Here is a 23,924-nt window from a genome sequence, read left to right as displayed (position 1 = left end):
CCATCGGGGCACCCGGGTGACCGGATTTGGCTTTCTGTACTGCGTCCATGCTCAGCGCACGAATAGCGTTAGCAAGCTCTTTACGTGAGGACATTTTGACTCCAGATCGGATAATGAAGGCCATGCCCGCAACGACTTGACGACAGCGCGTTTTGGGCTACGCCGGAAAAAAGTGTGAACAATGTAACCTAAGCGGCAAAGCATGTACATGGAGCATCCTTTTGCCGTTTAAGAAATCTCTGGAACACGTTGTGCTACGGCGTAATCCTCTCGCCCGCATTCTCATATAGTATTTATAATTTGCACAGGATACGGCAGGCAGCCATCGCCGTTTTTTCGGATAAATAACCATAAGATTGTGGAAGATAAAAAAATGAAAATTCGCTCAGCTCTTCTTGCCCTTGGGATCGCAGCGACGCTTACCGGATGCCAGAACATGGATTCCAACGGCCTGCTTAGCTCCGGCGCGGAGGCTTTCCAGGCTTATTCGCTCAGCGACGAGCAGGTGAAAACCTTAAGCGACAAAGCCTGTCAGGAGATGGATGCGAAAGCGACTATCGCGCCTGCCAGCAGTGAATACAGCAAACGCCTGAGTAAAATCGCCGCCGCGCTGGGGGACAACATCAACGGCCAGCCGGTGAACTACAAGGTGTATCAAACTAAAGACGTTAACGCCTTCGCCATGGCTAACGGCTGCATCCGCGTTTACAGCGGACTGATGGATTTGATGAATGATAATGAAGTCGAAGCGGTTATCGGCCACGAAATGGGTCACGTCGCGCTGGGCCACGTGAAGAAAGGGATGCAGGTAGCGCTGGGCACCAACGCGGTACGCGCGGCGGCGGCCTCCGCGGGCGGCATCGTCGGCAGCCTGTCGCAGTCGCAGCTGGGCGATCTGGGCGAGAAGCTGGTGAACTCGCAGTTCTCCCAGCGTCAGGAATCGGAAGCGGACGACTACTCGTACGATCTGCTGCGCAAGCGCGGCATTAATCCGGCAGGACTTGCCACCAGCTTCGAGAAACTGGCGAAGCTGGAAGCCGGACGCCAAAGCTCCATGTTTGATGACCACCCGGCATCGGAAGCACGCGCTCAGCATATCCGCGATCGCATGAAGGCCGACGGGATTAAGTAAGCCCCGGCGGACTCTCACTGTTTATAGTGAAGAGGAACGCCCTGCGGAGTCTCCACCCCTCTCCCGGTAAGAAGAGGGTATGGGCCCTCAAGCCGGGCGTTTCCCCCGGAGGCGGCATGCGGGCTCGCCGCCAGATTAGTACAGCGTCTTCTGCGGCGGGCCGGCAAAGCGCAGCGCGCCAATTTCACCCATTTTCACCTCCACTACCGACGGCCCCGGCATCGCCAGCGCTTCGGTCATCACCGCCTGGAAATCCTCCGCCCGATCGACGCTCCACGCCTGCAGACCGATGGCCTGTGCCAGCAGCGTAAAGTCTGGCGTATGCAGCTCGTTATAATACTGGCGGCCGCCAAAATACTTATCCTGGATACCGCGCATCACGCCGTAGCCGCCATCGTTCATAATCAGCAGCGTCACGTTAGCCTTTTCCTGAGCCAGCGTCGCCAGTTCACCGAGGTTCAGGCTCAGGCCGCCGTCGCCGACCAGCCCCACCACCTTACGCTGCGGATTGGCAATAGCGGTACCGATCGCCATCGGCAGCCCCATACCGATAGCCCCGGCCAGCGAGTGAATATTCATCAGCGGACCGTGGGCGCGAAACAGGCGGCTGCCCCACAGGCTACCGGATACGGTAATATCGCGGACCAGGATGCCGCTCTCCGGCAGCGCCTGCGCGATAGCGTCGCTTAATCTGGCGTAATCGCCGCACTGCTCGCGCAGCCCCTGCTCCGCGATCGCCACCGCTTCTTTTATCTGGCTATCCCAGCGCGCGTCGCCCCATATGCGCCCCTGCGCTCGTTCCGCCAGCGCGCCTAATAACGCGCGGCAGTCCGCCACCAGCGTATTGTCCATCAGGTAGTTACGGCTGGCCGCCGCCGGGTCGATATCAATCTGCACCCGCGGCGCGGGCAGCTCCAGCGTCCACGAACGCGTCTCGTTGCTGCGCAACCGTGAACCGGCGACAAGTGTGAAATCACAGTGTGAAATCAACGCTTCAACCGACGGCGAATTGTGAAATGCGCGCAGGCTGGCACGGTGGCCATCCGGCAGAATGCCGCGGCCGTGGGTGCTGGAAATCACCGTCATCCCGGCATCCGCCAGCGCCTTCACCGCCTCGCTGCTCTCTAAGGCGCCGCCGCCGAGCCACAGCAGCGGCCGCTTCGCCTGCTTAAGCTGCGCCCACAGCGTATCAACCATCGACGATTCCGGCGCCACAGCCGAAGCGCGTCTCAACGGCGCGGTCAGCAGCGAAAGCGGTATTTTGGCGCTCTGAATATCAATCGGAATTTCAACCGAGACCGGGCCACAAGGCGGCGTCTGCGCCTCCTGAATCGCTTTATGCAGGAGAGCGACCGCCTGATTGGCGCTACTGATGCGATAAGCGCGCTTTGAGCTGGCCTTCAGGAAGGTCAGCTGATCGCGAGTTTCGTGAATAAACCCGGTATCGGCATCCAGCCAGGCTTTTTCAACCTGGCCGGTGAGGTGCAGCAGCGGCGTGCCAGCGTTCATCGCTTCAACCAGCGCGCCGACGGCGTTGCCCGCCCCGGCCCCGGTGCTGGTCAACGCCACGCCGAGCCCGGAAAAACGCCCGTGGGCGTCAGCCATGGTCACCGATCCCGCCTCCCCGCGCGCCGGGACGAAGCGGATTTTTTCCCGCTGGCCGACGGCATCGGCGATCGGCAGATTGTGAATAGAGATGACGCCATACATGGCTTCAACATGATACTGCTCCAGCGTTCTGGCGATGGCGTCGCCGACGGTTATCATTTCGCTCATTGCTCACCCTTCTCTCAATCGCACCAGTGGTTGACGCTATTACCCGTCGCCAGATAAATACTCTTCTGCTGCATCCAGGCCTTCAGACCCTGGATACCTTTTTCGCGGCCCAGGCCGCTCTCTTTAAAGCCCCCAAACGGGGTGGAAATAGAGAAAACCTTATAGGTGTTGATCCACACCGTACCGGCCTCCAGCTGTTCGCTCAGGCGCAGAGCGCGGCCGGTATCGCGCGTCCAGATCCCCGCCGCCAGCCCGAAGACGGAGTCATTGGCCTCGCGGATCAGCGCCGCTTCATCGCTAAAGCGCAGCGCCACCAGCACCGGCCCGAAGATCTCTTCCTGACAGACGCGAGCCTGGTTGTTCAGTCCCTCGACGATCGTCGGCAGGAAGTAGCTGCCCGCCGCCAGCGCCGGATCCGCCGGGATCTCGCCGCCGCACAGCACGCTACCGCCTTCGCGCTTCGCCAGTTCGACATACGCCAGCACGCTCTGGCGATGCTTATCGTTAATCAGCGGTCCGACGTGGGTGTCGGCGCTAAACGGATGGCCCACCCGCAGTCCGCGGGTTAATTCCAGCAGCCGGGCCATTAATTGCGGATAGACTTTCTCATGAATGAACAGACGCGATCCGGCGATGCAGGCCTGGCCGCCGGAGCTGAATATGCCGTAGCAGATACCCCGCGCCGCCTGTTCAATATCGGCATCTTCCAGCACGATGGTCGGCGATTTGCCGCCCAGCTCCAGCGACGCCGGGATCAGTTTTTCCGCCGCCACGTGCGCCAGATGCCGCCCGGTAGCGGTGCCGCCGGTAAAGGAAATTTTGCGCACCTTAGGATGACGAGCCAGCGCATCGCCAATCACCGAACCTTTGCCCGGCAGCACGCTCAGCAGCCCGGCGGGCAGCCCGGCCTGCTCAAAGATGCGCGCCAGCTCCAGCGCCATCAGCGGCGTCGCTTCCGCCGGCTTGAGGATCACCGCGTTCCCCGCGGCGATGGCCGGCGCAACTTTTTGCATTTCGCTGGCGATGGGCGAGTTCCACGGCGTAATCGCCGCCACCACGCCCAGCGGTTCATAGCGGCTCAGGGTCAGCAGATCCGCCTGACGCGGCGTCGGCAGCTCGCCCTCCAGCAGTTCGCAGGCGGCGGCAAAATAGCGCGCGGTGCCCGCCGCGCTCATCACCAGACCCCGCGCTTCCGCCAGCGGTTTCCCGTTGTCGCGGCTCTGCTTGCGGGTTAACGCGTCGCTCTGCGCTTCAATCAGATCGGCGACCTTATGCAGGATCTTTGCCCGCTGATGCGGCAGCGTGGCCCGCCACGTCGGCTCCCGCCATGCGCGATCGGCGCAGTCGATCGCCTCCTGCAGATCGTCCAGGCTGGCCGCATATAGCGAAGCGTTAAGCGCTCCATCCGCCGGAAAGCGGCTGTGCATCAGGTTGCCGCCGCCGCGCCGCCACTGGCCGCCGATAAAAATGTCTAACTCGTCCATCTCAGCCTCTCTGCGTTATGTCAGTTCGCAGCAGGCGCGTACCGCGCTCAGTGCCGCCAGGGTCGACGTTTTAGGATTGCTGGCAAGCGGCAGGCCGCTCAGTTCAAGGTGAAACTCGCCGAATAGCCCTTCGGCGTGCAGCGTATGGGTATTGCGTTGCGTCGTCGGATCCACCATCAGCTGCACCCGGGTGGCATCAAGACCAATGCCGCCCAGCGCCACGGTTGCCGCCACGTTGGCGTTCGCCGGAAACAGCCGCGCCGCTTCGCGGGCGCTGCCCTCAAAGAAAATCCGCGTTTCATGTACCGCGCTAAGATCGATCAGCTGCTCGGCATAGCTGCCGCGCCAGCTGGCCGGGCTTTTACGCGACTGATAGGTCACGCGCTCAAGGCCGCCCTCTTTCGCCGCCGCCAGGCCATCAATACCGGCTATCGCGCCCGCCAGCAGCGTTAGCCTGCCGCCCGCCTGGCGTAGGCGCTGTTCCAGTTGGCTATCCGCCAGCGCGCCGGTGGAGATCACCGCCAGATGCCAGCCGCGGGCCAGCACCGCCTCACCGTACTGCGCCACCGCCTGCTGACTGGCGCATTCAAGCACCAGATCCGGCGTCTGGTCGCACTGCAGCGGATCGCTCAACGGCGCAACCGCCCCGGCAAACTGCTGGCGGATCGCCGCATGGTGCGGCTCGCGAGCTACGATCCAGCCTAACGCCACCTGCGGCGGCAGCCGTTCAATGACCGCCTGCGCCATCGCGCCGTAGCCGATTAACATCACCTTTTTCATCATCTTTCCTTACAGGTGACGGCAAAAGCCGCCGGACACATCCAGCGCCGCGCCGGTGGTAAACGAAGCCAGCGGAGAAGCGAGAAACAGCAGCGCCTGCGCCGGCTCCTGCGGTTTTCCGAGCCGCGCCATCGGGATCCCGCGCTTGCGGGCGATGTCGGCGGTCCACTCTGGCCAGCTCTGGCTCTTATCGCTGCGGTTTGCAAAACGGCGCTGCCACTGCCCGGATTCGACCATGCCCAGCAGAATGGAATTGACGCGAATCCCTTTGCCGATCAGATCCTTCGACAGGGTTAGCGTCATATTTAGCAGCGCGGCGCGGGCGGCGGAGGTGGCGATCATGTGCTCTTCCGGCTGCAGCGCCAGCAGCGAGTTCACGCAGGTAATTGAGGCGATATCCGACCGCTCAAGCTGCGGCTGGAACGCCCTGACCGGATTAATCACCCCGAACAGTTTCAGTTCGGCTTCGTGCAGCCAGGCCTCGCGCGGCGTATCGGCGAAATGGGCGACATAGCCCTGGCCGGCGTTGTTTATCAACATGTCGGCGCCGCCAAAATGGGCTTCTACTGCATTTGCAAAGGCCTGGACCTCTTGTTCATTCAGGACGTCGCAGCGCCAGGAAAACACGTCCCCGGCGGGATATTCGTTTAGCAGCGCCGCGTGGGCGCTGGCCAGCCGGTCCGGATTGCGGCCGCAAAAGGCGACTTTCGCCCCTTCGCCCAGCAGCAGGCGCAGCGTTTCGAAACCAATCCCTGACGAGCCGCCGGTGACCACCGCGACGCGTCCTTCAATTTGTGCATTCATCGCGCACCTCTTCCCCTATGCGTAAAAGCTGTTGATTAAAAAACGTCGCGTTATCGAGATAGCTGGCGTGCCCGGCCTGCGGGATAGCGGTGTACGGCATGCCGTAGCGTAGCGCCACCCCCTGCACCAGCTCGGGCTGGGTGATAGCATCCTGCTCGCCGCACCACACGGCGAAGCGGCCGCGATAATCGGCAAGCCAGCGGTGGATGTCGTCGTGCGCCAGCATCCAGGCGGCGGCGAGATAGCCTTCACTGCGCAATCTGCGCATGCCTGCCGCAACCGTCGCCACATCGGCTTCGCGCGCGCCGGCGCGCAGCAGCTTCGCCGCCCGCCCCAGGGCCATCGCCTCACCGCCCAGCGCCATCTGCTGCTGACGCCCCTGCCAGACTTTTTCCCGCTGCGCGGCTGCCGCCTGGCCGTAGCCCTGAGCGACGTCGGCCAGCACCAGATACCGCACGCGCTGCGGATACCTGGCGGCAAAAGCGGCGGCGACCAGCGCGCCCAGCGAATGGCCGACCAGTACGGTTTTCTGCACCCCGGCCCGGTCGAGCATCCGCGCCAGCGCATCAGCGTAGTCGCCGGCATCCGCCCTCGCCGTCGTAAGCATCGGGCTTTCGCCATAACCGGGCATATCCCAGGCCAGCACGCGGTAGCCGGGAAGCGCCATCTGTTTATGCCAGGAGGCCGCGCCGGAACTGATGCCGTGCAGCAGCGTCAGCGGCGTACCGCTTCCTTGTTCACGAAAACCCGTCATCATCGCTCCTTAGCTACGCTTCACTTTCGACAGCGGATGATCTTCCGGGTAGGTCGGAATATGCGGTTTTGGCGTACCGAGCATCACGCACATCAGCGCCTCTTCCTCGCCGTGGTTGAACAGTCCGCGATAGATTCCGGCCGGAACGGAAATCAGATCGCGTTCGCGCAGGACGGTCTCGGTATAGCTGTCGCCATCCTGGATCATCAGGGTGATCTGCCCTTTGAGCATGAAGAACACCTCTTCCACATCATCGTGCAGGTGCAGCGGGCCTTCGCATTTGGACGGCAATACCATGGTGGAGAAGGTGAAGTGTTCCGCCTGAACGGTATTGCTATCGCTGGCGACGCCGGTCGCGCCGGTGCCGATATAGCGCATCTGCGCGCGGCGATACTTCGGGTCGAAATCCGCCTGGAACTTCAGCGCATTCCAGTCGTATTTACGGCCTTCAAAGCGCGCGATACGCGACTCGACCCACTCTTCCATCGTCAGATGTTCAGGTTTCAGACTCGGTTTTGCGGTTACGGTTGAATCAGTCATCGTTTTATCCTCAGTAACGTCTTAGCAGCGGCAGTAACAGGACGCAGCCCACCGCCGCCATCACCGCCAGAAAAATCAGCCCGGAATCCATGCTGTGGGTGAAGGCGATAAGCGCGCCCATCACCGCCGGCGATAGCGCCCCGGCAAAGTTTCCCAGCCCGTTGAAAATTCCGCCCGCGGTGGCGCTGACTCGCGGATGGGTCGCCTTGGCCAGCAGCGCGAAGATATTCGGCGCGCCGGTCCCCCACATAAAGGTGCTAAAGCTCATCGCCGCGATCACCGGCAGCGGCGTGGTGAAATGCATCACCGCCGCCAGGCCAATACCTGCACCTGCCAGGGAAATAAAGCAGGCAGCGGCGCGCTTATCGACGCGGTCTGACAGCCAGGCGCCGATAATTTCGCCGAGCAGCATGGCGATAAACGGCATCGACGACAGCCAGCCGGCGTGTTCAAGATGGATACCTTTGCCCTTAATCAGGTAGCCGGGCAGCCAGCCGTTGATGCCCCACAAATAGGCGAGAAAGGCGATATTGAAGATGCAAATCATCCAGAAGTGCGGGCTGACAAACAGTTCGCGGCGGGCGCTGCGGCGCGCCTCCTGCGACGTTTGCCCGCCGCTGGCTTTCGCCTCCAGCCTGACGCCGCGCAGCCCGATGCGCACAAAAATCAGTACCGGCACCGTCAGCATCGCCATCACAAAGAAGGTGCTCTGCCAGCCGAAGGTGTTGAGCAGCCAAATCGATAGCGGAAAGCCAATCGCCGCGCCCACCGGCGTCCCAAGCAGCCAGAGCATGGTGGCCCGCGCCTGCAGGTGCTGCGGAAAGGTATGGCGGACGATAGCGAACGCCAGCGGGAACAGCGGCCCCTCGGCGATACCCAGCAAAATTCGCAGCGTCACCATCAGCGTGTAGTTGTGGGTGAAGCCCATCACCAGCATTAAAATGCACCACACCGCCATCATCCCGGTAAGCAGACGCAGCGGCGCGATACGGTCGCCCAGACCGCTTAACAGCACCGAGGAAAATCCGTAGCTCAGCAGGAAAGCGCTCATCAGGATGCCCAGACGAGTGGTGTCGAAATCGATGCCCATCGCCTGCTGGAAGTGGCTATCGGAAAACAGCGCGGCGATGCTGATCTTGTCGAAGAACGCCAGCAGTACGCAGGCCAGCAGCGACAGCGGAATGGCCCAGCGAACCGCTTTTTCAGGCGTGCGGATGCCCTCGCCGCTCGCCTCAGCAGGCGCGGCGTTAGTCTCTAATGTGGTCATTTCTCCCCCTTAAGGGTGCGGGTTAGCTATCGCAACGACATCAGTGAAAAAGCCGGGTCGGCGAGCGGTACAGCGGATAAATCTCGCCCCGCCGCCATCCAGCGCTTCGCCAGCTTGACGGTACGCGCATCGTTGAACGCCACCAGCTGCGTCAGCCGCCCGTTTTCGTCCAGCGAGAAGTACAGCGAATCTTCACGCGCTATCGTTCTGCTGCCCGGCTGCGGAATACCGAGGATCTGGATATTGTGCTGATATTGATCCGACCACAGCCACGGCGCGTCGTCGTAGCCTGGCGCATCGGGATTGAGCATCGCTTTTGCCGTCGCCACCGCCTGATTCTGGGCGAAGGCCCAGGACTGGATGCACAGGCCGTAGTGATGATGCTGCGCCACATCCCCGGCAGCAAAGATGAACGGATCCGACGTTCGCCCCTGGGTATCCACAACGATCCCGCGCTCGGTTTTCAGCCCCGCGTCGCGCGCCAGTTCGAGATTAAGATCGACCCCGATCCCCACCACCACCGCATCATAAATTTCGCGCTTACCGTCACAGTGAATGACCGGCAGGCCGTTATTATCTTCCAGCTCCAGCGCGCCGCAGCCGGTACGGATATCCACGCCCTGCGCGCGATGAATTGCCGCTAAGCGTTGCGACACCTCGCCGCTCACCGAACGCATGCACAGCGCAGGCTGCTGCTCGAACAGCGTAACCGCCACGCCGTTTTTCCGCGCCGAGGCGGCAATCTCAAGGCCAATCCAGCCGCCACCGACAATGGCCAGTTTTTGACTTTCCGCCAGACGACTTTTCAGACGCTGCGCATCCTGCCAGTGACGCAGGGTATAAACCTGAGGGTGCGCCGCCCAAGCCTCGCCCGGCAGACGCGCTCGCCCTCCGGTGGCGATTAAAAGAATGTTGTAACTAAGACGTTCACCGTTGCTCAAACGCACCGTTTTCGCCTCGCGGTCGATCTGCTCCGCGCGCAGCGGACGATACCAGCTCAGGTTCAGCGCCTGCTGCGCTTCGTGCGAAAACAAGCGCGGTAGCTGCGCATCGGTATCCAGCAATGCGGCTTTGGAAAGCGGCGGCCGCTCGTAGAAATCCCATTCCTCTTCCGCCACCACGCAAATCTCACCGTCGAATCCCTCGTCGCGCAGCGTTTTCGCCGCCCAGCCGCCCGCCTGGCCGCCGCCGACAATCACAATCCGCGCCGTCATACCGCCTCCGCTTTTTTCTGCTGGCGGCGAGTATCGTGGTCGATACCGCCCTCCACCGCCCATTCGGTAAAGGAGACCAACGAGTGCTCCAGCTCGCGCGGCTGCCAGTTCTCCGTCAGATAATCATCGTTGGTGTAGTACTCGAAGGCGCCGCCGGTGGGGCTATTGACGTACCAGAAGTAGGCCGAAGAGACCGGGTGGCGGCCGGGGCCGATAAAGGTACTCCAGGCGTTTTTGTTCATCGCAATGCCGCCACCGATCACCTCGTGGATGTCACGCACGGTGAAGGCCACGTGGTTCAGACCACGTTTGCGGTTCGGCAGCTGCAGCAGGAAGAGGTTGTGATGGCCGCCGCGCGCGCCGCAGCGCAGGAATACCGCGCGGTTGATGTAGCGGTCTGACACCTGGAAGCCGAGCACCTCGCGATAGAAGCTTTCGACCGCCGCCAGTTCTTCAACAAAGAACACCACGTGGCCGACGTTGATCGGCTGCGCGCGGTCGTAAACCGGGCTCGGCGTGTCGATGCGGCGAACATCGCCCCACTGGTTGATCGGCTCGACGTTAAGCTCTACCGCCGTTTGCTGGCTGACCTGCACCCGCAGCGTCATGCCGTTCGGGTCGAGGCACTCCAGCGCGCCGTCAACCCTACGGAAGCCGGGCTGACGTTCCAGCTTTGGACGTAGCGCCTCCAGCGCCGCCTGGTCCGCTACGCCCCAGGTCATACGCCGCAGCGTATTGCCGGCTTCAAACGCTGGGGGCAGGTCGGGGCTGTCGATCGGGTTAAGCTCGACGCGCGCGCCGCTGAGGGTGGTAAACACGCGGCCGCTGGCATCGCCAGCCAGGCCAAAATCGTGCATAAATTTGGCGCTATGGTTCAGGTCATCTACGCCAAATTCCAGCTTTTCAATTCCGGTAATACTCATTTTACGTCGCCTCTTTACCGTTCAGTCGCCCGAATTTGGGCGTAAAACATGCCCGACGCACTCAAGCGCCTGCCGTTAAGTGTTTGATTTAGCTAGCCTGAGACAAATACCCCAGGAAACCGGAAATTTTGTCCGCCGCCAGGCTGACGTCGTTCTGCAGCCGCTCGCGATCGCTTCGCGGGATCTCATCGGAGGGCACCAGGATGCTGACCACTCCCGCCACCCGGCCGCTGCGGTCATACACCGGGTAGACAATCGACGAGATGCCGTGGCGGTAGAACGACTCGCCAATCACATAGCCGCGGGCTTTATCCTGCTGCACCATCTGCCACAGCGCTTCGCGATCGTGCAGCTGGCCCGGCGTGTTGCCCGGCAGCCGCTCGTTCGGGAACAGCTGGTCAAACTCGCTGCGTGAAACATCGGTCAGCAGCATGCGGCCCAGCGAGGTGCAGTGCACCGGCAGCCGGGTGCCGACGCTGACCTGGTTGATCCGCGAACCGGCCGCGCTGACGCGAGCGATGTAGATGATGTCCCGGCCATCGCGGATCGCCAGATGACTGCTGCACTGGCTGACATCGCGCAGCTGCTCGATAACCGGCTGACCCACCTGGGCGATATCCAGCGAGGCGATATATTCAAAGCCCAGCCGCAGCACGTTCATCCCCAGCGAAAAGGTGTTGGTGCGAGCGTTACGCTCGAGAAAGCCCATATACTCCAGCGTTTGCACCACGCGATAGGCGGTCGCTTTCGGCATATCCACCAGCCGGTGCAGCTCGGCGAAGGTCAGATCGCGATGCTGTTCGCCAAAAGCCAGCAGCAGCTGCAGGCCGCGCTCAAGCCCCGGCACCAGGTACTTCACTTCCTGATCGTTCGCCATACCGCCTCACTTATTAGTTAAAAACAAAACCGCCGTTGACCGGGATCAGCTGGCCGGTGATAAACCGCGATAGATCGCTGAGCAACCAGACCACGCTGCCGGTGACGTCTTCCGGCTGCTGCGCGCCGCTGAGCGCGCGACCGTTTTCATACAGCTGATGGCGCTCCGCAGGCACGTATTCCGTCGCCTCAACGCGGGTCAGCCCCGGCGCGATGGCGTTTATGCGGATGCGCTTTTCCCCCAGCTCGCGGGCCATTGAGCGGGTCATCGCGATCACCGCGCCTTTACTGGCAACGTAGGCCATCAGCCGCGGCGCCCCCCACAGGGCAGTATCCGAGGCGACGTTGACGATCCCCGCCCCTTCGCGCAGCAGCGGCACCGCCGCGCGGGTCACCAGCCAGGTACCTTTAACGTTAACCGTCATCACCCGATCCCACAGATCCGGATCGTAATCGAGCATGTTTTTACCGCCGACGCCGGTGGCCATCGCCGCATTATTCACTAACCCGTCGATCGCTCCCCGCTCGCCGATAGCGCTGAATACCCGGTCGACTGACTCGCTATCGGCGAGATCGATCGCGTGGGATTCGATGCGGTAGCCCTTTTCCTGCAGACGATGGGCGCTTTCCGCCAGCTCGCCCCGCAGAATGTCGCACATCACCACCGCCGCGCCCTGCCCGGCGCAGGCTTCGGCGAAGTGGTAGCCCAGGCCGCGCGCCGCGCCGGTGACGACGATACGTTTCCCGTTCAGCAGGCCGTTCATCAGGCGGCTCCCTGCTGCTCTTCCAGGGCCGCCAGCTGCTCTTTCGCCGCTTTCTGCATCATGCGGCGCAGGCGGGAAAGGCCGACGTCGTGCTGATAAAGATATTCACGATCGCGGGCATTCGGCGCCAGGCTTTCCAGCACCACGCGATCCTGTTCGAGCACTTCCCAGTGCAGTTTTTCCAGGCGATTGCGGTACATAAAACGCCACAGATCGCGCTGCCAGCCCTGTACGCCGCGGATGCGCCAGAAGAAGACGCGGCAGTTGTCGTTATCTTCCGGCACCACCATGCCGACAATCCAGAAATGACCGCCAGGTCCAAAGCGCTTTTTGTACGGAATAGAGAGGCGCATCCAGTAGGCCCCGCTGTTGCCCAGTTCAACCCAGTCGAAGTTAACGCCAACCTGCCCTTTCTTCTCAAAAATAAACCCGGTTTTCGTCGGCTGCAGCACCATGTCGGCTTTGCGATCGCCTTCCGCCATCGAGTGCGAGGAGGAGTGGAGATAGGTGCCGTGCATCGGGTCCATCACGTTTTCCAGGGCGTACTGGTAGTTGCATTTCCACGCCGCGGTACACAGGAAGTTGCTATATTTGTCGCTATCGGCCAGCTCTTGCGGAAAGTTCAGCTCATCAGGCTGCTGGTCGGCGGTGACGCCAAACCACAGAAAAATAGCGCCGTGCGCTTCCTGAACGCTGTAGCTGCGAACGCACTGCTGACCCACCAGCGGGCAGCGGTCAACCGCCGGGACGTCTTTCACTTCGCCGTTGCCGGCCACTTCCACGCCGTGATACCAGCAGGCGATGCGATCGCCCAGGTTCCAGCCCATCGACAGGCGCGCGCCGCGGTGCGGGCAGCGGTCTTCCAGCGCCTGCACCTGGCCGTCTTTATTGCGCCAGACCACGATCTGTTCGCCGAGGCGGGTAATGCCCACCGGAGCCGACTGCACTTCCCAGCTCGCCAGCACCGGATACCACAGGCCGCGTAACCCTTTATCAAGATAGTTCTGCACCGTTGTCGTCATCGCTGTGTCCTCAGTATCCGTTTACCTGCAGAAATGCCTGGAAGCTGCTTTCGCTCCACGGTTCGCCCTGCTGGTCGTACATTCTGACGCCGTTCAGGCCGCTCACCAGTTCGCCGAGGGTTTCCGCGCCCTGCTCAAAGAGCGTTTCCAGGGTGGCGATAAGCTGTAGTTCCCAGCTTTCCGGCACCCGGCTGCGGGTTTGCCAGATCAGATTGGGGTAGTCGCCGGGCTTGTGAATATTGCCGTTTCCGCCTTCCGCCGGCGGCGTGAACTGACGGCTTTCCGGCAACGCCGGGTTAAAGTCCAGGGATTCGCTCATGCCACGTTCTCCTCGATAAAAGAAATCTGGATCTGCTTGTCGTATACCCGCACCGGGTAACGATGCAGGCTGCGGCCGCCGGGGCCGTACAGACACTGGCCGGTTTTGACGTCGAATACCGCTTCATGCAGCGGGCACTCCACCTTGCCATCTTCAACAAAGCCCTGGCTCAGCAGCGCATAAGCGTGGGGACAAACGTCTTCCAGCGCGTAATATTCGCCATCAATCAGATAGATACCGATTTCTTTACCGTCGATACTGCCGCTATAGGGGAAATCTTCCTGTACTTGCTCCGCGTCACACACGCCAATCCAGCTCATCGCATTCCTCCGGGCTCTGTTTCATATATGAAACTCTGTTTCTTATTTAATACGGTCAATATAAAAGCGATGAATCTTTCGTCAAGCGCTAATGTGATTAAATTGTTAATGAATGGCCTTTTAATTAGCTAACTGTGGAATTGATCACGAAAAAAAGCAGCCAGATGAAATGATGATATTTAAAGTGCCCTTTCATTATAAATAACGCTATCTCTTCAAAAATGAAATGCACCTGTTGACTTCTTTTCACAATGATCGTTAGAAATGAGCACAAAGGTAAAATATGCTGTTTCACATATGAAACGACTCGCTATTTAAACCTTAAAAAACAAAGAGTTTCACAGGTAAACCATTTTAGTCAGGTGATTATTTCCGGCGTAAAAAAAATAATAACCAAAATGTATTAAATTTAAAAAAGAGGTAAAACATGGCGGCAAGATGGCAAGGTACTATCGCATTACTTTTGTTAATAATTATTTCTTACGTCGATCGGGTAAATATCTCGGTAATGATCCTGAACCCCGAATTCGCCGCTCACTTTCATTTAAATGAAAACAGAATGTTACAAGGCATGCTGATGACATGCTTTCTCCTGGGTTATGGTTTCTCGGCATTAATATTAACTCCGCTTATAGAAAGCAGGCTCAACTATCGCCAGGGACTGTTAAGCAGCGTAGCAATATGGGCGCTGGTTTGCGCGGTTTCGCCGCTGCTGGGCTCGCTGCTGGGAATGTTAATCGCGCGCATCGTTCTCGGCGTTGCCGAGGGGCCGCTATTCTCGCTGAAAACCCGCTTTATCAGCGATAGCTTCGCCGCCGATGAGGTTGGTAAACCTAACGCCGTGACGGCCCTCGGCGTCTCGCTCGGGCTGGCGATAGGCTTTCCGCTGGTCACCTGGCTGATGGCGCACGTCGGCTGGATGGGGTCGTTTTACGCCCTGGCGCTGCTGAACCTGCTGCTCGGCGGCGGATTAATCTGGCGCTTTCTGCCCGCCCCTGTCGTCAATGAACGCCGCGCGAAGCCCGGTATTATCCAAACCTTTACTCTCGCCTGGCGCACGCCGCTGCTCGGCTGGATCCTGGTGGTGGAGATCGCCACCCTCAGCTATCTGTGGGGCAGCAGCGCCTGGCTACCGGCCTGGCTACGCGACGAGCATCACTTCTCGTTGCAGGCCACCGGCCTGCTGGCGGCGGTTCCGTTTCTGCTAAGTCTGGGATCAAAATTTCTCGGCGGGGTATTGCTCGATAAGATGCGCCCGGAGCAGGCGCCCGTGCTGTTTATTATCGGCGGCCTGCTGACCGCTCTGTCGGTGTTGGCGCTGATGCTCAGCCACCAGCAGGCGATGCTGGCGCTGTTTATGCTGGCGGCGAACGTTTTCTGGGGGCTGCAGGGCGCGGCGATCCCTGCGGTCGTGCAGCATCATGCGCCGCGCGAGGCGGTCGGCAGCGCCTATGGCATTGTTAATGGCATCGGCAATATCTGCGCAGCGTTTATCCCGCTGCTGATGGGGATGGTCATGAAGTCGGCGGGATCGGTAAGCTCGGGATTCTCGGTGCTGGTGGTATCACAGCTGATGACGCTTTGCGCCGGAGGCGTGCTGCTGCTGCGCATGCGTCGCGCAGCAGCAGTGAGCGCCTGAGGCTTATTCGCCTTTTTTCGCCGCCTGAATGTAGAGCATTTCCAGCGCCAGCGTCGCCGCCGCCAGGGCGGTGATTTCGGACTGGTCGTAGGCCGGAGCAACTTCCACCACGTCCATGCCGACGATGTTCAGATCCTTCAGGCCGCGCACCAGCTTGATCGCACGATCGGAAGTCAGGCCGCCGATCACCGGCGTACCGGTACCCGGGGCAAACGCCGGATCCAGGCAGTCGATATCAAAGGTCAGGTACACCGGCATATCGCCGACGATCTGTTTCACCTGCGCAATCACATCGTCAACGCTGCGATCGTTGACCTGGCCCGCATCCAGCACCGTGAAGCCGTTGTCTTTATCAAACTCGGTACGGATACCGATCTGCACCGAATGATGCGGATCGATCAGGCCTTCGTTGGGCGCGGTGTAGAACATGGTGCCGTGGTCAAATTCGCAGCCATTGGCGTAGGTATCGGTATGGGCGTCGAAATGCACCAGCGCCATTTTGCCAAAGTGCTTCGCATGAGCGCGCAGCAGCGGCAGCGTCACAAAGTGGTCGCCGCCAAAAGAGAGCATGCGTTTCCCTGCCGCCAGCAGTTTTTCCGCATGGGCCTGCAGCTTTTCACTCATTTCACGCGCGTCGCCGAAGGCGTAAACCAGATCGCCGCAGTCCACGACGTTCAGGCGCTCGCGCATGTCAAAATTCCACGGGAAGCGATTGTGCTCCCACGCAAGGTTCGTCGACACCTGGCGGATCGCCGCCGGGCCATGACGGCCGCCCGCGCGTCCGGAGGTCGCCATATCAAACGGTACGCCGGTGATGACCCAGTCCGCATCGCTGTCGTACGGCATGAAATTCATCGGTAGACGCAGAAAACCAAATGCGTTGGATACCAGGGAGTTATCGTATTGATGACCTAAGGTGCTCATGGGTATGACCTCTTTTACAGTCGTTGTATTGAAATACAAATATAAAAAAACCCTTCCGCGTCGTTAGGCCCGACGAGGAAGGGTTTGAATGAGTTTACTGCTTAGTTGGCCGAATTATCGCCGTAAATGTCTACGCGTTCAAGTGAGTCTGGCAAGTGGCGAACCAGGCCTCTCTCTCCCTCTTCCCTCTCCGCTACGGAGAGGGCATAGATCACTCGTCTTCCAGATAAGTGTAGCCGTATAAACCGGCCTCGAACTCTTCAAGGAACTGCTGCTGCAGGTCAGCGTCGAGATCGGTCTTTTTCACCTGATCGCGGAACTGGGTCAACAGCGTGTTCGGATCGAGCTGCACGTACTGCAGCATATCCGCGACGGTATCCCCTTCATCAGACAGCTCCACTTCGACGCTGCCGTCAGGGAAGACAAACACGTCGACGGCTTCCGTATCGCCGAACAGGTTGTGCATATTGCCGAGGATCTCCTGGTAGGCGCCTACCATAAAGAAGCCCAGCATCGGCGGGTTATCCGGATCGTATTCCGGCATCGGCATGGTGGTCGCAATACCGTCGCCATCCACATAGTGGTCAATCGCGCCGTCGGAGTCGCAGGTGATATCCAGCAGCACCGCGCGGCGTTCCGGCACCATATTCAGCCCTTCCAGCGGCATCACCGGGAATAGCTGATCGATACCCCAGGCGTCCGGCATCGACTGGAACAGGGAGAAGTTGACGTAGATCTTATCCGCCATACGCTCCTGCAGTTCGTCGATAATCGGACGATGCGCGCGGTTGCTGGGATCGAGCTGTTTCTGCACTTCATGGCACATATTGAGATACAGCTGCTCGGCCCAGGCGCGCTCCTGAAGATTAAAGGTGCCGGAGGAGTAGCCGATATGAATATCGTGCAGATCCATCTGGCTGTCGTGCAGCCATTCGCGCAGCGAGCGGCGATTGCCGGTTTCCTGCATCTCCTGCCAGGTTTCCCACATGCTTTGCAGCGGACGCGCGGCGTCTTCCGCGGGCGGGGTCGCCTCGGTATATTCGTTACGCTCAACGCCGATAATATTCGATACCAGCACGGTGTGGTGCGCCGTGACCGCGCGGCCGGATTCGGTGATCACCGTCGGGTGCGGCAGGCCGTTCTCTTCACAGGCATCGCCAATCGCCCAGATGATGTTGTTGGCGTATTCGTTCAGGCCGTAGTTCACCGAGCAGTCGGACTGCGAACGGGTCCCTTCATAGTCGACGCCGAGACCGCCGCCAACGTCGAAGCACTGAATATTCACGCCCAGCTTATGCAGCTCGACGTAGAAACGCGCCGATTCACGTACGCCGGTGGCGATATCGCGAATATTGGCCATCTGCGAGCCAAGGTGGAAGTGCAGCAGCTGCAGGCTGTCCAGATGCCCGGCTGAGCGCAGAATTTCAACCAGCTGCAGAACCTGGGTCGCCGCGAGGCCAAATTTGGATTTTTCGCCGCCGGAGGACTGCCACTTACCGGAGCCCTGCGAAGCCAGACGCGCGCGCACGCCGAGACGCGGCACCACGTTCAGCCGCTCGGCCTCTTCCAGCACGATGGCGATTTCGGACATTTTCTCGATGACCAGATAGACCTTGTGGCCCATCTTTTCGCCCACCAGCGCCAGGCGGATATATTCACGGTCTTTATAACCGTTACAGACAATCACGCTGCGGGTCATACCGGCGTGCGCCAGTACCGCCATCAGCTCGGCCTTGGAGCCAGCTTCCAGGCCCAGCGGCTCGCCGGAGTGGATCAGCGATTCAATCACGCGGCGATGCTGGTTAACCTTGATCGGATAAACCAGAAAGTAGTCACCGTTATAGCCATAAGATTCGCGCGCGCGTTTAAAGGCGGCGTTAATCGAACGCAGGCGGTGCTGCAAAATCTGCGGGAAGCAGAACAGCGCAGGCAGGCGCTGCCCCTGAGCTTCACGCGCTTTCACCAGCTCGGCAAGGTCAACGCGCGCTTCCGGGACGTCAGGATCCGGGCAGACGCTAATATGGCCCAGTTCGTTAACGTCGTAGTAGTTATTACCCCACCAGGCAATATTGTAAGTACGTAGCATCTTGCTGGCTTCCTGGGAGCTCATCGCAACCTCCTGCATGGAACGTAGTACACCGTGATCGCCTGCTGACGAAGGCGAAGATAAAGACATGTCGTCAGACATAGCGAACCTCAAATTTTAGTAACAAGTGTAAAACAGTTGACTACTATCGCAATCCGAAGAAGCGATAACAACCCATAAACAGTCCGAAATCCCAGTAGATAGTGCTGGTCTTGCGGCTGAGCGACCGGTTTCTTATTCATATCATCGTAAAACACGTACCCGAACGGAGTATGACAGTCCGGAGAAACCACGAGAAAACCCTTGCTATCGCAAGAGCGCCCTTGTTCAGTTTTCCAGCAGCCTGCCGGCCCGGGAATCCTGAGAAGCGCCGAGATGGGTAGAACATCGGCTGGTTTGCATGAGAGAGATGCGGATTGAGGAGTAGTGACGCGCGACGGAACGACGCGACGAATCAGGCGAAAAACGTGGGTTCATTATCTGGTATCACCTCCACACTGCCCCGAGTCGGGCCAGCGACAAGCCAAAGCTATAGGTTCCGGACAGCCAGCGAAAACACCGCTGTGGGACTCTGTCAATAGAGACTGCTTAACCCGGCTGGAAGTGGCGTCACGAGGTGAGTGCTCGTGCGCTGTTTTAATGAGCCGCGCGCGGCGTTTTATACCGAGAAGCGGGGTAAAAAGCAAAATAAAAATATGCGCGTTGCCGGGCATTGTCAGGAAAAATTGCCACTGCCCTTTTTCTATAAATGCGACGAATATCAAAAAAGGCTGGAAATGGGGTCAAGAACTGCCCTAAAATAGCCGTCCAGAAGTTAATCCATCTATACTGATTAACACTCAGACTGCTCGTGTCACTACCTGCAAGCTTTGGTAGAGTCATCCGTCAAAGCCATTCTACACAACAGTATGAGCTACCCGAATCGTCCACAGGTGAAATAAAACATGGCAAAACACCTCTTTACGTCAGAGTCCGTATCAGAAGGGCATCCCGACAAAATTGCTGACCAAATCTCCGACGCCGTGCTGGATGCGATCCTCGAACAGGATCCGAAAGCGCGCGTAGCATGTGAAACCTACGTCAAAACCGGTATGGTTCTGGTCGGTGGTGAAATCACCACCAGCGCATGGGTTGATATCGAAGAGATCACCCGCAACACGGTCCGTGAAATTGGCTACGTGCATTCCGATATGGGCTTTGACGCCAACTCCTGCGCGGTGCTGAGCGCCATCGGTAAACAGTCTCCGGACATCAACCAGGGCGTTGACCGTGCCGATCCGCTGGAACAGGGCGCGGGCGACCAGGGCCTGATGTTTGGCTACGCCACTAACGAAACCGACGTGCTGATGCCGGCGCCGATCACCTATGCGCACCGTCTGGTGCAGCGTCAGGCTGAAGTGCGTAAAAACGGCACCCTGCCGTGGCTGCGCCCGGATGCGAAAAGCCAGGTCACCTTCCAGTACGACGACGGCAAAGTTGTCGGTATTGATGCGGTCGTTCTCTCCACACAGCACGCCGAAAGCATCGATCAGAAATCGCTGCAGGAAGCGGTGATGGAAGAGATCATCAAACCGGTTCTGCCGACCGAGTGGCTGAATAGCGCGACCAAATTCTTTATCAACCCAACCGGCCGTTTTGTTATCGGCGGCCCCATGGGCGACTGCGGCCTGACCGGGCGCAAAATCATCGTTGATACCTACGGCGGTATGGCTCGTCACGGCGGCGGCGCGTTCTCCGGTAAAGATCCGTCTAAAGTGGACCGTTCTGCGGCCTATGCGGCGCGCTATGTGGCGAAAAACATCGTTGCCGCTGGCCTGGCCGATCGTTGCGAAATCCAGGTTTCCTACGCCATCGGCGTGGCGGAGCCAACTTCAATCATGGTTGAAACCTTCGGTACCGAAAAAGTGCCTTCTGAGCAGCTGACCCTGCTGGTGCGCGAGTTCTTTGACCTGCGTCCGTATGGCCTGATTCAGATGCTGGATCTGCTGCACCCGATCTACAAAGAGACGGCGGCATACGGCCACTTTGGCCGCGAGCATTTCCCGTGGGAAAAAACCGACAAAGCGGCCCAGTTGCGCGAAGCGTCCGGTCTGAAATAAGACGCCGCTCTCCTCGCTTTCAAGGCCAGCCTCGCGCTGGCCTTTTTATTTTACGCCCCTCAGTCGCCCGGCATACCGCCTGCAACTCCCTTTTATGGAAGCGATTACATCATATGCAGAGCAAACCTTTTCCGTTATTGCATGCAAAATGTAATAAGACTTCACTTTGTTACACAATATTTCAGTAAAGTCCGATTAGCGCTTTTAATTTCTTGAGCTAAACTTAATTAATATACTGATTTAAATGCGTTTATAGTCATTACGTTTCTTTACTCTAGTGTAACCGATTACACAGCCGTGATTACTATCACATTTTTTTACGACGTATTTACCTACCCTACGCATCGACAAGATCAATAACTCAACCGGAGGGCGTTATGCCTGACAACAAAAAACAAGGGCGTTCCAACAAGACGATGACGTTCTTTGTCTGTTTCCTCGCCGCACTGGCTGGCCTGCTGTTCGGCCTTGATATCGGTGTTATTGCGGGTGCCTTACCCTTCATTGCCAACGAGTTCCAGATAAGCGCCCACACTCAGGAGTGGGTGGTCAGCTCCATGATGTTCGGCGCCGCCGTCGGCGCGGTGGGCAGCGGCTGGCTCTCCTTCAAACTCGGGCGTAAAAAAAGCCTGATGATTGGCGCCATCCTGTTCGTTGCCGGCTCGCTGTTCTCCGCCGCCGCACCGAACGTGGAAGTGCTGCTGCTCTCCCGCGTGCTGCTCGGCCTGGCCGTGGGCGTCGCCTCCTACACCGCCCCGCTGTATCTGTCTGAAATCGCCCCGGAAAAAATCCGCGGCAGCATGATTTCGATGTATCAACTGATGATTACCATTGGTATTCTCGGCGCCTATCTTTCCGATACGGCATTCAGCTACAGCGGCGCCTGGCGCTGGATGCTCGGGGTGATTATTATCCCGGCGGTGCTGTTGCTGATTGGCGTGGTTTTCCTGCCTGACAGCCCGCGCTGGTTTGCCGCTAAGCGCCGCTTTGTCGACGCCGAACGCGTCCTGCTGCGCCTGCGCGACACCAGCGCTGAAGCGAAACGCGAGCTGGATGAGATCCGCGAAAGCCTGAAGGTAAAACAGTCCGGCTGGTCGCTGTTTAAAGAAAACAGCAACTTCCGCCGTGCGGTATTCCTCGGCGTCCTGCTGCAGGTGATGCAACAGTTCACCGGTATGAACGTCATCATGTACTACGCGCCGAAGATTTTTGAACTGGCGGGCTATACCAACACCACCGAACAGATGTGGGGAACCGTCATCGTGGGGCTGACCAACGTTCTGGCGACCTTTATCGCCATCGGACTGGTTGACCGCTGGGGCCGTAAGCCGACGCTGATCCTCGGCTTTATCGTTATGGCGCTCGGCATGGGCGTACTGGGCAGCATGATGCATATCGGCATCCACTCCGCCACGGCGCAGTACTTTGCCGTCCTGATGCTGCTGATGTTTATCGTTGGCTTTGCGATGAGCGCCGGCCCGCTGATTTGGGTGCTGTGCTCCGAAATCCAGCCGCTGAAAGGGCGTGATTTCGGTATCACCTGCTCAACGGCCACCAACTGGATTGCCAACATGATCGTCGGCGCGACCTTCCTGACCATGCTGAACTCGCTGGGCAGCGCCAACACCTTCTGGGTCTATGGCGGCCTGAACATCCTGTTCATCTTCCTGACCCTGTGGCTGATCCCGGAAACCAAAAACGTTTCGCTGGAACATATCGAACGTAACCTGATGAAAGGCCGTAAGCTGCGCGAAATCGGCGCGCGCGACTAGACTAACCCGCTTCCTCCCTCCCGGGAGGAAGCTTCTTCTTGCTCTCCTCATCCCGCCGCACTATCCTCTGGCGCTATGAAAACACCCCGAATTCCCATTGCCCTTCAACAGGCCGTTATGCGCAGCCTGCGGGAAAATCTTGCCAAAGCGAACCTCAAGCTGGGACGACATTACCCTGAACCGGTGCTGGTTTATCAGCAGCGGGGAACCTCCGCCGGTACCGCCTGGCTGGAGAAAAATGAAATCCGCCTTAACCCGGTGCTGCTGCTGGAAAACCAGCAGGCGTTTATTGATGAAGTCGTGCCGCACGAGCTGGCCCACCTGCTGGTATGGAAGCACTTTGGCCGCGTGGCGCCGCACGGCAAAGAGTGGAAATGGATGATGGAAAGCGTGCTGGGCGTTCCGGCTCTGCGCACCCATCGTTTCGAACTCGATTCAGTGCGTAAAAATACCTTCCCCTACCGCTGCCAGTGCCAGCAGCACCAGCTTACCGTCCGCCGCCACAATCGCGTGATGCGCGGGGAGGCCACCTATCGCTGCGTGCGCTGCGGAGATGTTCTGGTGGCGGAAAAGTAATCTCCGGAAATAACTGGAAATTTTCTGATCTGACTGATTGCGTCTGGCAATCACATTCGATACGTTGCGGGCTCGTTTTGACACGGAGTTAACGATGTCCCGTATTCATATTTTTGCTGCCGCGTTTCTCAGCGCGGCGGTATGCGCCCCGCTTGCAGCGGAAGGAATCAACAGTTTTTCTCAGGCCAAGACCGCTGGGGTCAAGGTCAATGCCGACGCCCCCGGCGATTTCTACTGCGGCTGTAAAATCAACTGGCAGGGAAAAAAGGGGGTTATCGACCTGGAATCTTGTGGCTATAAAGTGCGTAAAAATGAAAATCGCGCCAGCCGGGTCGAGTGGGAGCATGTGGTTCCCGCATGGCAGTTTGGCCATCAGCGTCAGTGCTGGCAGGACGGCGGGCGCAAAAACTGCGCTAAAGATCCGGAATACCGCAAGATGGAAAGCGACATGCATAACCTGCAGCCGGCGGTCGGCGAGGTCAACGGCGACCGCGCCAACTTTATGTACAGCCAGTGGAACGGTGGCGAAGGCCAGTACGGCCAGTGCGCGATGAAGGTTGATTTTAAAGATAAAGTTGCCGAGCCGCCGGCTCGCGCCCGGGGCGCTATCGCCAGAACCTACTTCTATATGCGCGACCGCTACCAGCTCAATCTTTCCCGCCAGCAAACCCAGCTGTTTACCGCCTGGGATAAGCTGTATCCGGTAACAACCTGGGAGTGCGAACGCGACGCGCGTATTGCAAAAGTTCAGGGCAACCATAATCCTTACGTCCTGCAGGCTTGCCAGGCGCAAAAGAGCTAACCTACACTAGCGGCAATTGTTAATTTGCAGCTTCACTCCTTCCCCTGTCAT

25 protein-coding genes are annotated in these 23,924 nt (G+C 59.1%); 6 read left to right on the top strand and 19 right to left on the bottom strand.

From position 1 onward, the window contains the following. Positions 1–94: hypothetical protein (locus tag SIK97_RS29745; protein ID WP_168926389.1), on the bottom strand; the 94-nt coding region annotated here is incomplete at its 3' end. A gap of 279 nt (positions 95–373) precedes the next feature. Between SIK97_RS29745 and SIK97_RS25180 the strand changes: the two genes are divergently transcribed. Further along, positions 374–1,132, top strand: coding sequence for a M48 family metallopeptidase (locus SIK97_RS25180; RefSeq protein WP_032692845.1), 759 nt, complete (start codon positions 374–376; stop codon positions 1,130–1,132). Positions 1,133–1,267: 135 nt separating this feature from the next. Here the strand turns inward: SIK97_RS25180 and SIK97_RS25175 are convergent, their stop codons facing one another. The 14 genes from SIK97_RS25175 to SIK97_RS25110 all read right to left on the bottom strand — a co-directional run bounded on the left by SIK97_RS25175 (position 1,268) and on the right by SIK97_RS25110 (position 13,975). After that, complete coding sequence (locus SIK97_RS25175) at positions 1,268–2,908, bottom strand: thiamine pyrophosphate-binding protein (protein WP_047722929.1); 1,641 nt, start codon at positions 2,906–2,908, stop codon at positions 1,268–1,270. A 14-nt stretch (positions 2,909–2,922) separates the two neighbouring features. Next, complete coding sequence (locus SIK97_RS25170; RefSeq protein ID WP_032751220.1) at positions 2,923–4,392, bottom strand: aldehyde dehydrogenase; 1,470 nt, start codon at positions 4,390–4,392, stop codon at positions 2,923–2,925. A 15-nt stretch (positions 4,393–4,407) separates the two neighbouring features. Continuing rightward, the gene (locus tag SIK97_RS25165) at positions 4,408–5,172 is read right to left on the bottom strand and encodes an aspartate dehydrogenase (RefSeq protein WP_032751223.1); all 765 of its coding nucleotides are present in this window, start codon (positions 5,170–5,172) and stop codon (positions 4,408–4,410) included. Between the two features lie 9 nt (positions 5,173–5,181). After that, positions 5,182–5,976, bottom strand: coding sequence for an SDR family oxidoreductase (locus tag SIK97_RS25160; RefSeq protein WP_004125082.1), 795 nt, complete (start codon positions 5,974–5,976; stop codon positions 5,182–5,184). Then, positions 5,960–6,730, bottom strand: a complete 771-nt coding sequence (locus SIK97_RS25155) for an alpha/beta fold hydrolase (RefSeq protein ID WP_032751226.1) — start codon at positions 6,728–6,730, stop codon at positions 5,960–5,962. The genes SIK97_RS25160 and SIK97_RS25155 overlap by 17 nt, the downstream gene beginning before the upstream one ends. 9 nt (positions 6,731–6,739) lie before the next feature. After that, positions 6,740–7,270, bottom strand: coding sequence for a cupin domain-containing protein (locus SIK97_RS25150; protein ID WP_004125089.1), 531 nt, complete (start codon positions 7,268–7,270; stop codon positions 6,740–6,742). Between the two features lie 10 nt (positions 7,271–7,280). After that, positions 7,281–8,537 (bottom strand): MFS transporter, encoded by a 1,257-nt coding sequence (locus SIK97_RS25145; RefSeq protein WP_032751228.1) that lies wholly within the window; start codon positions 8,535–8,537, stop codon positions 7,281–7,283. A 26-nt stretch (positions 8,538–8,563) separates the two neighbouring features. Continuing rightward, positions 8,564–9,751 (bottom strand): NAD(P)/FAD-dependent oxidoreductase, encoded by a 1,188-nt coding sequence (locus SIK97_RS25140; protein ID WP_032751229.1) that lies wholly within the window; start codon positions 9,749–9,751, stop codon positions 8,564–8,566. Then, positions 9,748–10,674: a VOC family protein gene (locus SIK97_RS25135; RefSeq protein WP_032751231.1), complete on the bottom strand. Its 927-nt coding sequence runs from the start codon at positions 10,672–10,674 to the stop codon at positions 9,748–9,750. Before SIK97_RS25135 ends, SIK97_RS25140 begins: the two co-directional genes overlap by 4 nt. Positions 10,675–10,762: 88 nt before the next feature. Then, positions 10,763–11,551: an IclR family transcriptional regulator gene (locus SIK97_RS25130; RefSeq protein ID WP_057173133.1), complete on the bottom strand. Its 789-nt coding sequence runs from the start codon at positions 11,549–11,551 to the stop codon at positions 10,763–10,765. Between the two features lie 13 nt (positions 11,552–11,564). Then, complete coding sequence (locus SIK97_RS25125; RefSeq protein WP_032751233.1) at positions 11,565–12,314, bottom strand: SDR family oxidoreductase; 750 nt, start codon at positions 12,312–12,314, stop codon at positions 11,565–11,567. Then, positions 12,314–13,336, bottom strand: coding sequence for an aromatic ring-hydroxylating oxygenase subunit alpha (locus SIK97_RS25120; protein WP_004854140.1), 1,023 nt, complete (start codon positions 13,334–13,336; stop codon positions 12,314–12,316). Before SIK97_RS25120 ends, SIK97_RS25125 begins: the two co-directional genes overlap by 1 nt. A gap of 10 nt (positions 13,337–13,346) precedes the next feature. Continuing rightward, on the bottom strand, positions 13,347–13,655 hold the full coding sequence (locus SIK97_RS25115; RefSeq protein WP_004854141.1) for a recombinase-like helix-turn-helix domain-containing protein: 309 nt from the start codon (positions 13,653–13,655) through the stop codon (positions 13,347–13,349). Continuing rightward, positions 13,652–13,975 (bottom strand): Rieske (2Fe-2S) protein, encoded by a 324-nt coding sequence (locus tag SIK97_RS25110; RefSeq protein ID WP_049101238.1) that lies wholly within the window; start codon positions 13,973–13,975, stop codon positions 13,652–13,654. The genes SIK97_RS25115 and SIK97_RS25110 overlap by 4 nt, the downstream gene beginning before the upstream one ends. 427 nt (positions 13,976–14,402) lie before the next feature. Between SIK97_RS25110 and SIK97_RS25105 the strand changes: the two genes are divergently transcribed. Beyond that, positions 14,403–15,614, top strand: coding sequence for an MFS transporter (locus SIK97_RS25105; RefSeq protein ID WP_049101237.1), 1,212 nt, complete (start codon positions 14,403–14,405; stop codon positions 15,612–15,614). Positions 15,615–15,617: 3 nt separating this feature from the next. On the opposite strand, the gene speB is transcribed toward SIK97_RS25105, so the two are convergent. The 4 genes from speB to SIK97_RS25085 form a co-directional block, all read right to left on the bottom strand. Next, entirely contained in the window at positions 15,618–16,538 is a 921-nt protein-coding gene (speB, locus tag SIK97_RS25100; RefSeq protein WP_004105690.1) for an agmatinase, read from the bottom strand. A 211-nt stretch (positions 16,539–16,749) separates the two neighbouring features. Further along, complete coding sequence (speA, locus tag SIK97_RS25095; protein WP_071957372.1) at positions 16,750–18,726, bottom strand: biosynthetic arginine decarboxylase; 1,977 nt, start codon at positions 18,724–18,726, stop codon at positions 16,750–16,752. An 8-nt stretch (positions 18,727–18,734) separates the two neighbouring features. After that, the gene (gene yqgB / locus SIK97_RS25090; protein WP_075210876.1) at positions 18,735–18,866 is read right to left on the bottom strand and encodes an acid stress response protein YqgB; all 132 of its coding nucleotides are present in this window, start codon (positions 18,864–18,866) and stop codon (positions 18,735–18,737) included. Positions 18,867–18,951: 85 nt separating this feature from the next. Next, complete coding sequence (locus SIK97_RS25085; protein WP_155774231.1) at positions 18,952–19,101, bottom strand: hypothetical protein; 150 nt, start codon at positions 19,099–19,101, stop codon at positions 18,952–18,954. A 467-nt stretch (positions 19,102–19,568) separates the two neighbouring features. Between SIK97_RS25085 and metK the strand changes: the two genes are divergently transcribed. The 4 genes from metK to endA all read left to right on the top strand — a co-directional run bounded on the left by metK (position 19,569) and on the right by endA (position 23,873). Further along, positions 19,569–20,723, top strand: coding sequence for a methionine adenosyltransferase (gene metK / locus SIK97_RS25080; protein ID WP_014226830.1), 1,155 nt, complete (start codon positions 19,569–19,571; stop codon positions 20,721–20,723). A gap of 377 nt (positions 20,724–21,100) precedes the next feature. After that, complete coding sequence (locus tag SIK97_RS25075) at positions 21,101–22,495, top strand: sugar porter family MFS transporter (RefSeq protein ID WP_004854145.1); 1,395 nt, start codon at positions 21,101–21,103, stop codon at positions 22,493–22,495. Positions 22,496–22,570: 75 nt separating this feature from the next. Further along, a complete protein-coding gene (locus SIK97_RS25070; RefSeq protein WP_024274713.1) occupies positions 22,571–23,071 on the top strand; it encodes a SprT family zinc-dependent metalloprotease in 501 nt (166 codons plus the stop codon). 94 nt (positions 23,072–23,165) lie between these two features. Continuing rightward, complete coding sequence (gene endA / locus SIK97_RS25065) at positions 23,166–23,873, top strand: deoxyribonuclease I (RefSeq protein WP_014226832.1); 708 nt, start codon at positions 23,166–23,168, stop codon at positions 23,871–23,873. The last annotated feature ends 51 nt before the right edge of the window (positions 23,874–23,924 follow it).

It is taken from the genome of Klebsiella sp. JN_Kp126 (assembly GCF_033843325.1).
In the GTDB taxonomy this organism is placed as follows: domain Bacteria; phylum Pseudomonadota; class Gammaproteobacteria; order Enterobacterales; family Enterobacteriaceae; genus Klebsiella; species Klebsiella michiganensis.
Note: the sequence above shows the minus strand (reverse complement) of the source record. Positions and strands in the feature narration are given on the sequence as shown.

Excerpts from the sequence above, each read along its gene's own strand:
- SIK97_RS25180 (WP_032692845.1), top strand. The coding sequence starts at position 374 with ATGAAAATTCGCTCAGCTCTTCTTGCCCTTGGGATCGCAGCGACGCTT.
- SIK97_RS25175 (WP_047722929.1), bottom strand. The coding sequence starts at position 2,908 with ATGAGCGAAATGATAACCGTCGGCGACGCCATCGCCAGAACGCTGGAG.
- SIK97_RS25170 (WP_032751220.1), bottom strand. The coding sequence starts at position 4,392 with ATGGACGAGTTAGACATTTTTATCGGCGGCCAGTGGCGGCGCGGCGGC.
- SIK97_RS25165 (WP_032751223.1), bottom strand. The coding sequence starts at position 5,172 with ATGAAAAAGGTGATGTTAATCGGCTACGGCGCGATGGCGCAGGCGGTC.
- SIK97_RS25160 (WP_004125082.1), bottom strand. The coding sequence starts at position 5,976 with ATGAATGCACAAATTGAAGGACGCGTCGCGGTGGTCACCGGCGGCTCG.
- SIK97_RS25155 (WP_032751226.1), bottom strand. The coding sequence starts at position 6,730 with ATGACGGGTTTTCGTGAACAAGGAAGCGGTACGCCGCTGACGCTGCTG.
- SIK97_RS25150 (WP_004125089.1), bottom strand. The coding sequence starts at position 7,270 with ATGACTGATTCAACCGTAACCGCAAAACCGAGTCTGAAACCTGAACAT.
- SIK97_RS25145 (WP_032751228.1), bottom strand. The coding sequence starts at position 8,537 with ATGACCACATTAGAGACTAACGCCGCGCCTGCTGAGGCGAGCGGCGAG.
- SIK97_RS25140 (WP_032751229.1), bottom strand. The coding sequence starts at position 9,751 with ATGACGGCGCGGATTGTGATTGTCGGCGGCGGCCAGGCGGGCGGCTGG.
- SIK97_RS25135 (WP_032751231.1), bottom strand. The coding sequence starts at position 10,674 with ATGAGTATTACCGGAATTGAAAAGCTGGAATTTGGCGTAGATGACCTG.
- SIK97_RS25130 (WP_057173133.1), bottom strand. The coding sequence starts at position 11,551 with ATGGCGAACGATCAGGAAGTGAAGTACCTGGTGCCGGGGCTTGAGCGC.
- SIK97_RS25125 (WP_032751233.1), bottom strand. The coding sequence starts at position 12,314 with ATGAACGGCCTGCTGAACGGGAAACGTATCGTCGTCACCGGCGCGGCG.
- SIK97_RS25120 (WP_004854140.1), bottom strand. The coding sequence starts at position 13,336 with ATGACGACAACGGTGCAGAACTATCTTGATAAAGGGTTACGCGGCCTG.
- SIK97_RS25115 (WP_004854141.1), bottom strand. The coding sequence starts at position 13,655 with ATGAGCGAATCCCTGGACTTTAACCCGGCGTTGCCGGAAAGCCGTCAG.
- SIK97_RS25110 (WP_049101238.1), bottom strand. The coding sequence starts at position 13,975 with ATGAGCTGGATTGGCGTGTGTGACGCGGAGCAAGTACAGGAAGATTTC.
- SIK97_RS25105 (WP_049101237.1), top strand. The coding sequence starts at position 14,403 with ATGGCGGCAAGATGGCAAGGTACTATCGCATTACTTTTGTTAATAATT.
- speB (WP_004105690.1), bottom strand. The coding sequence starts at position 16,538 with ATGAGCACCTTAGGTCATCAATACGATAACTCCCTGGTATCCAACGCA.
- speA (WP_071957372.1), bottom strand. The coding sequence starts at position 18,726 with ATGTCTGACGACATGTCTTTATCTTCGCCTTCGTCAGCAGGCGATCAC.
- yqgB (WP_075210876.1), bottom strand. The coding sequence starts at position 18,866 with ATGAATAAGAAACCGGTCGCTCAGCCGCAAGACCAGCACTATCTACTG.
- SIK97_RS25085 (WP_155774231.1), bottom strand. The coding sequence starts at position 19,101 with ATGAACCCACGTTTTTCGCCTGATTCGTCGCGTCGTTCCGTCGCGCGT.
- metK (WP_014226830.1), top strand. The coding sequence starts at position 19,569 with ATGGCAAAACACCTCTTTACGTCAGAGTCCGTATCAGAAGGGCATCCC.
- SIK97_RS25075 (WP_004854145.1), top strand. The coding sequence starts at position 21,101 with ATGCCTGACAACAAAAAACAAGGGCGTTCCAACAAGACGATGACGTTC.
- SIK97_RS25070 (WP_024274713.1), top strand. The coding sequence starts at position 22,571 with ATGAAAACACCCCGAATTCCCATTGCCCTTCAACAGGCCGTTATGCGC.
- endA (WP_014226832.1), top strand. The coding sequence starts at position 23,166 with ATGTCCCGTATTCATATTTTTGCTGCCGCGTTTCTCAGCGCGGCGGTA.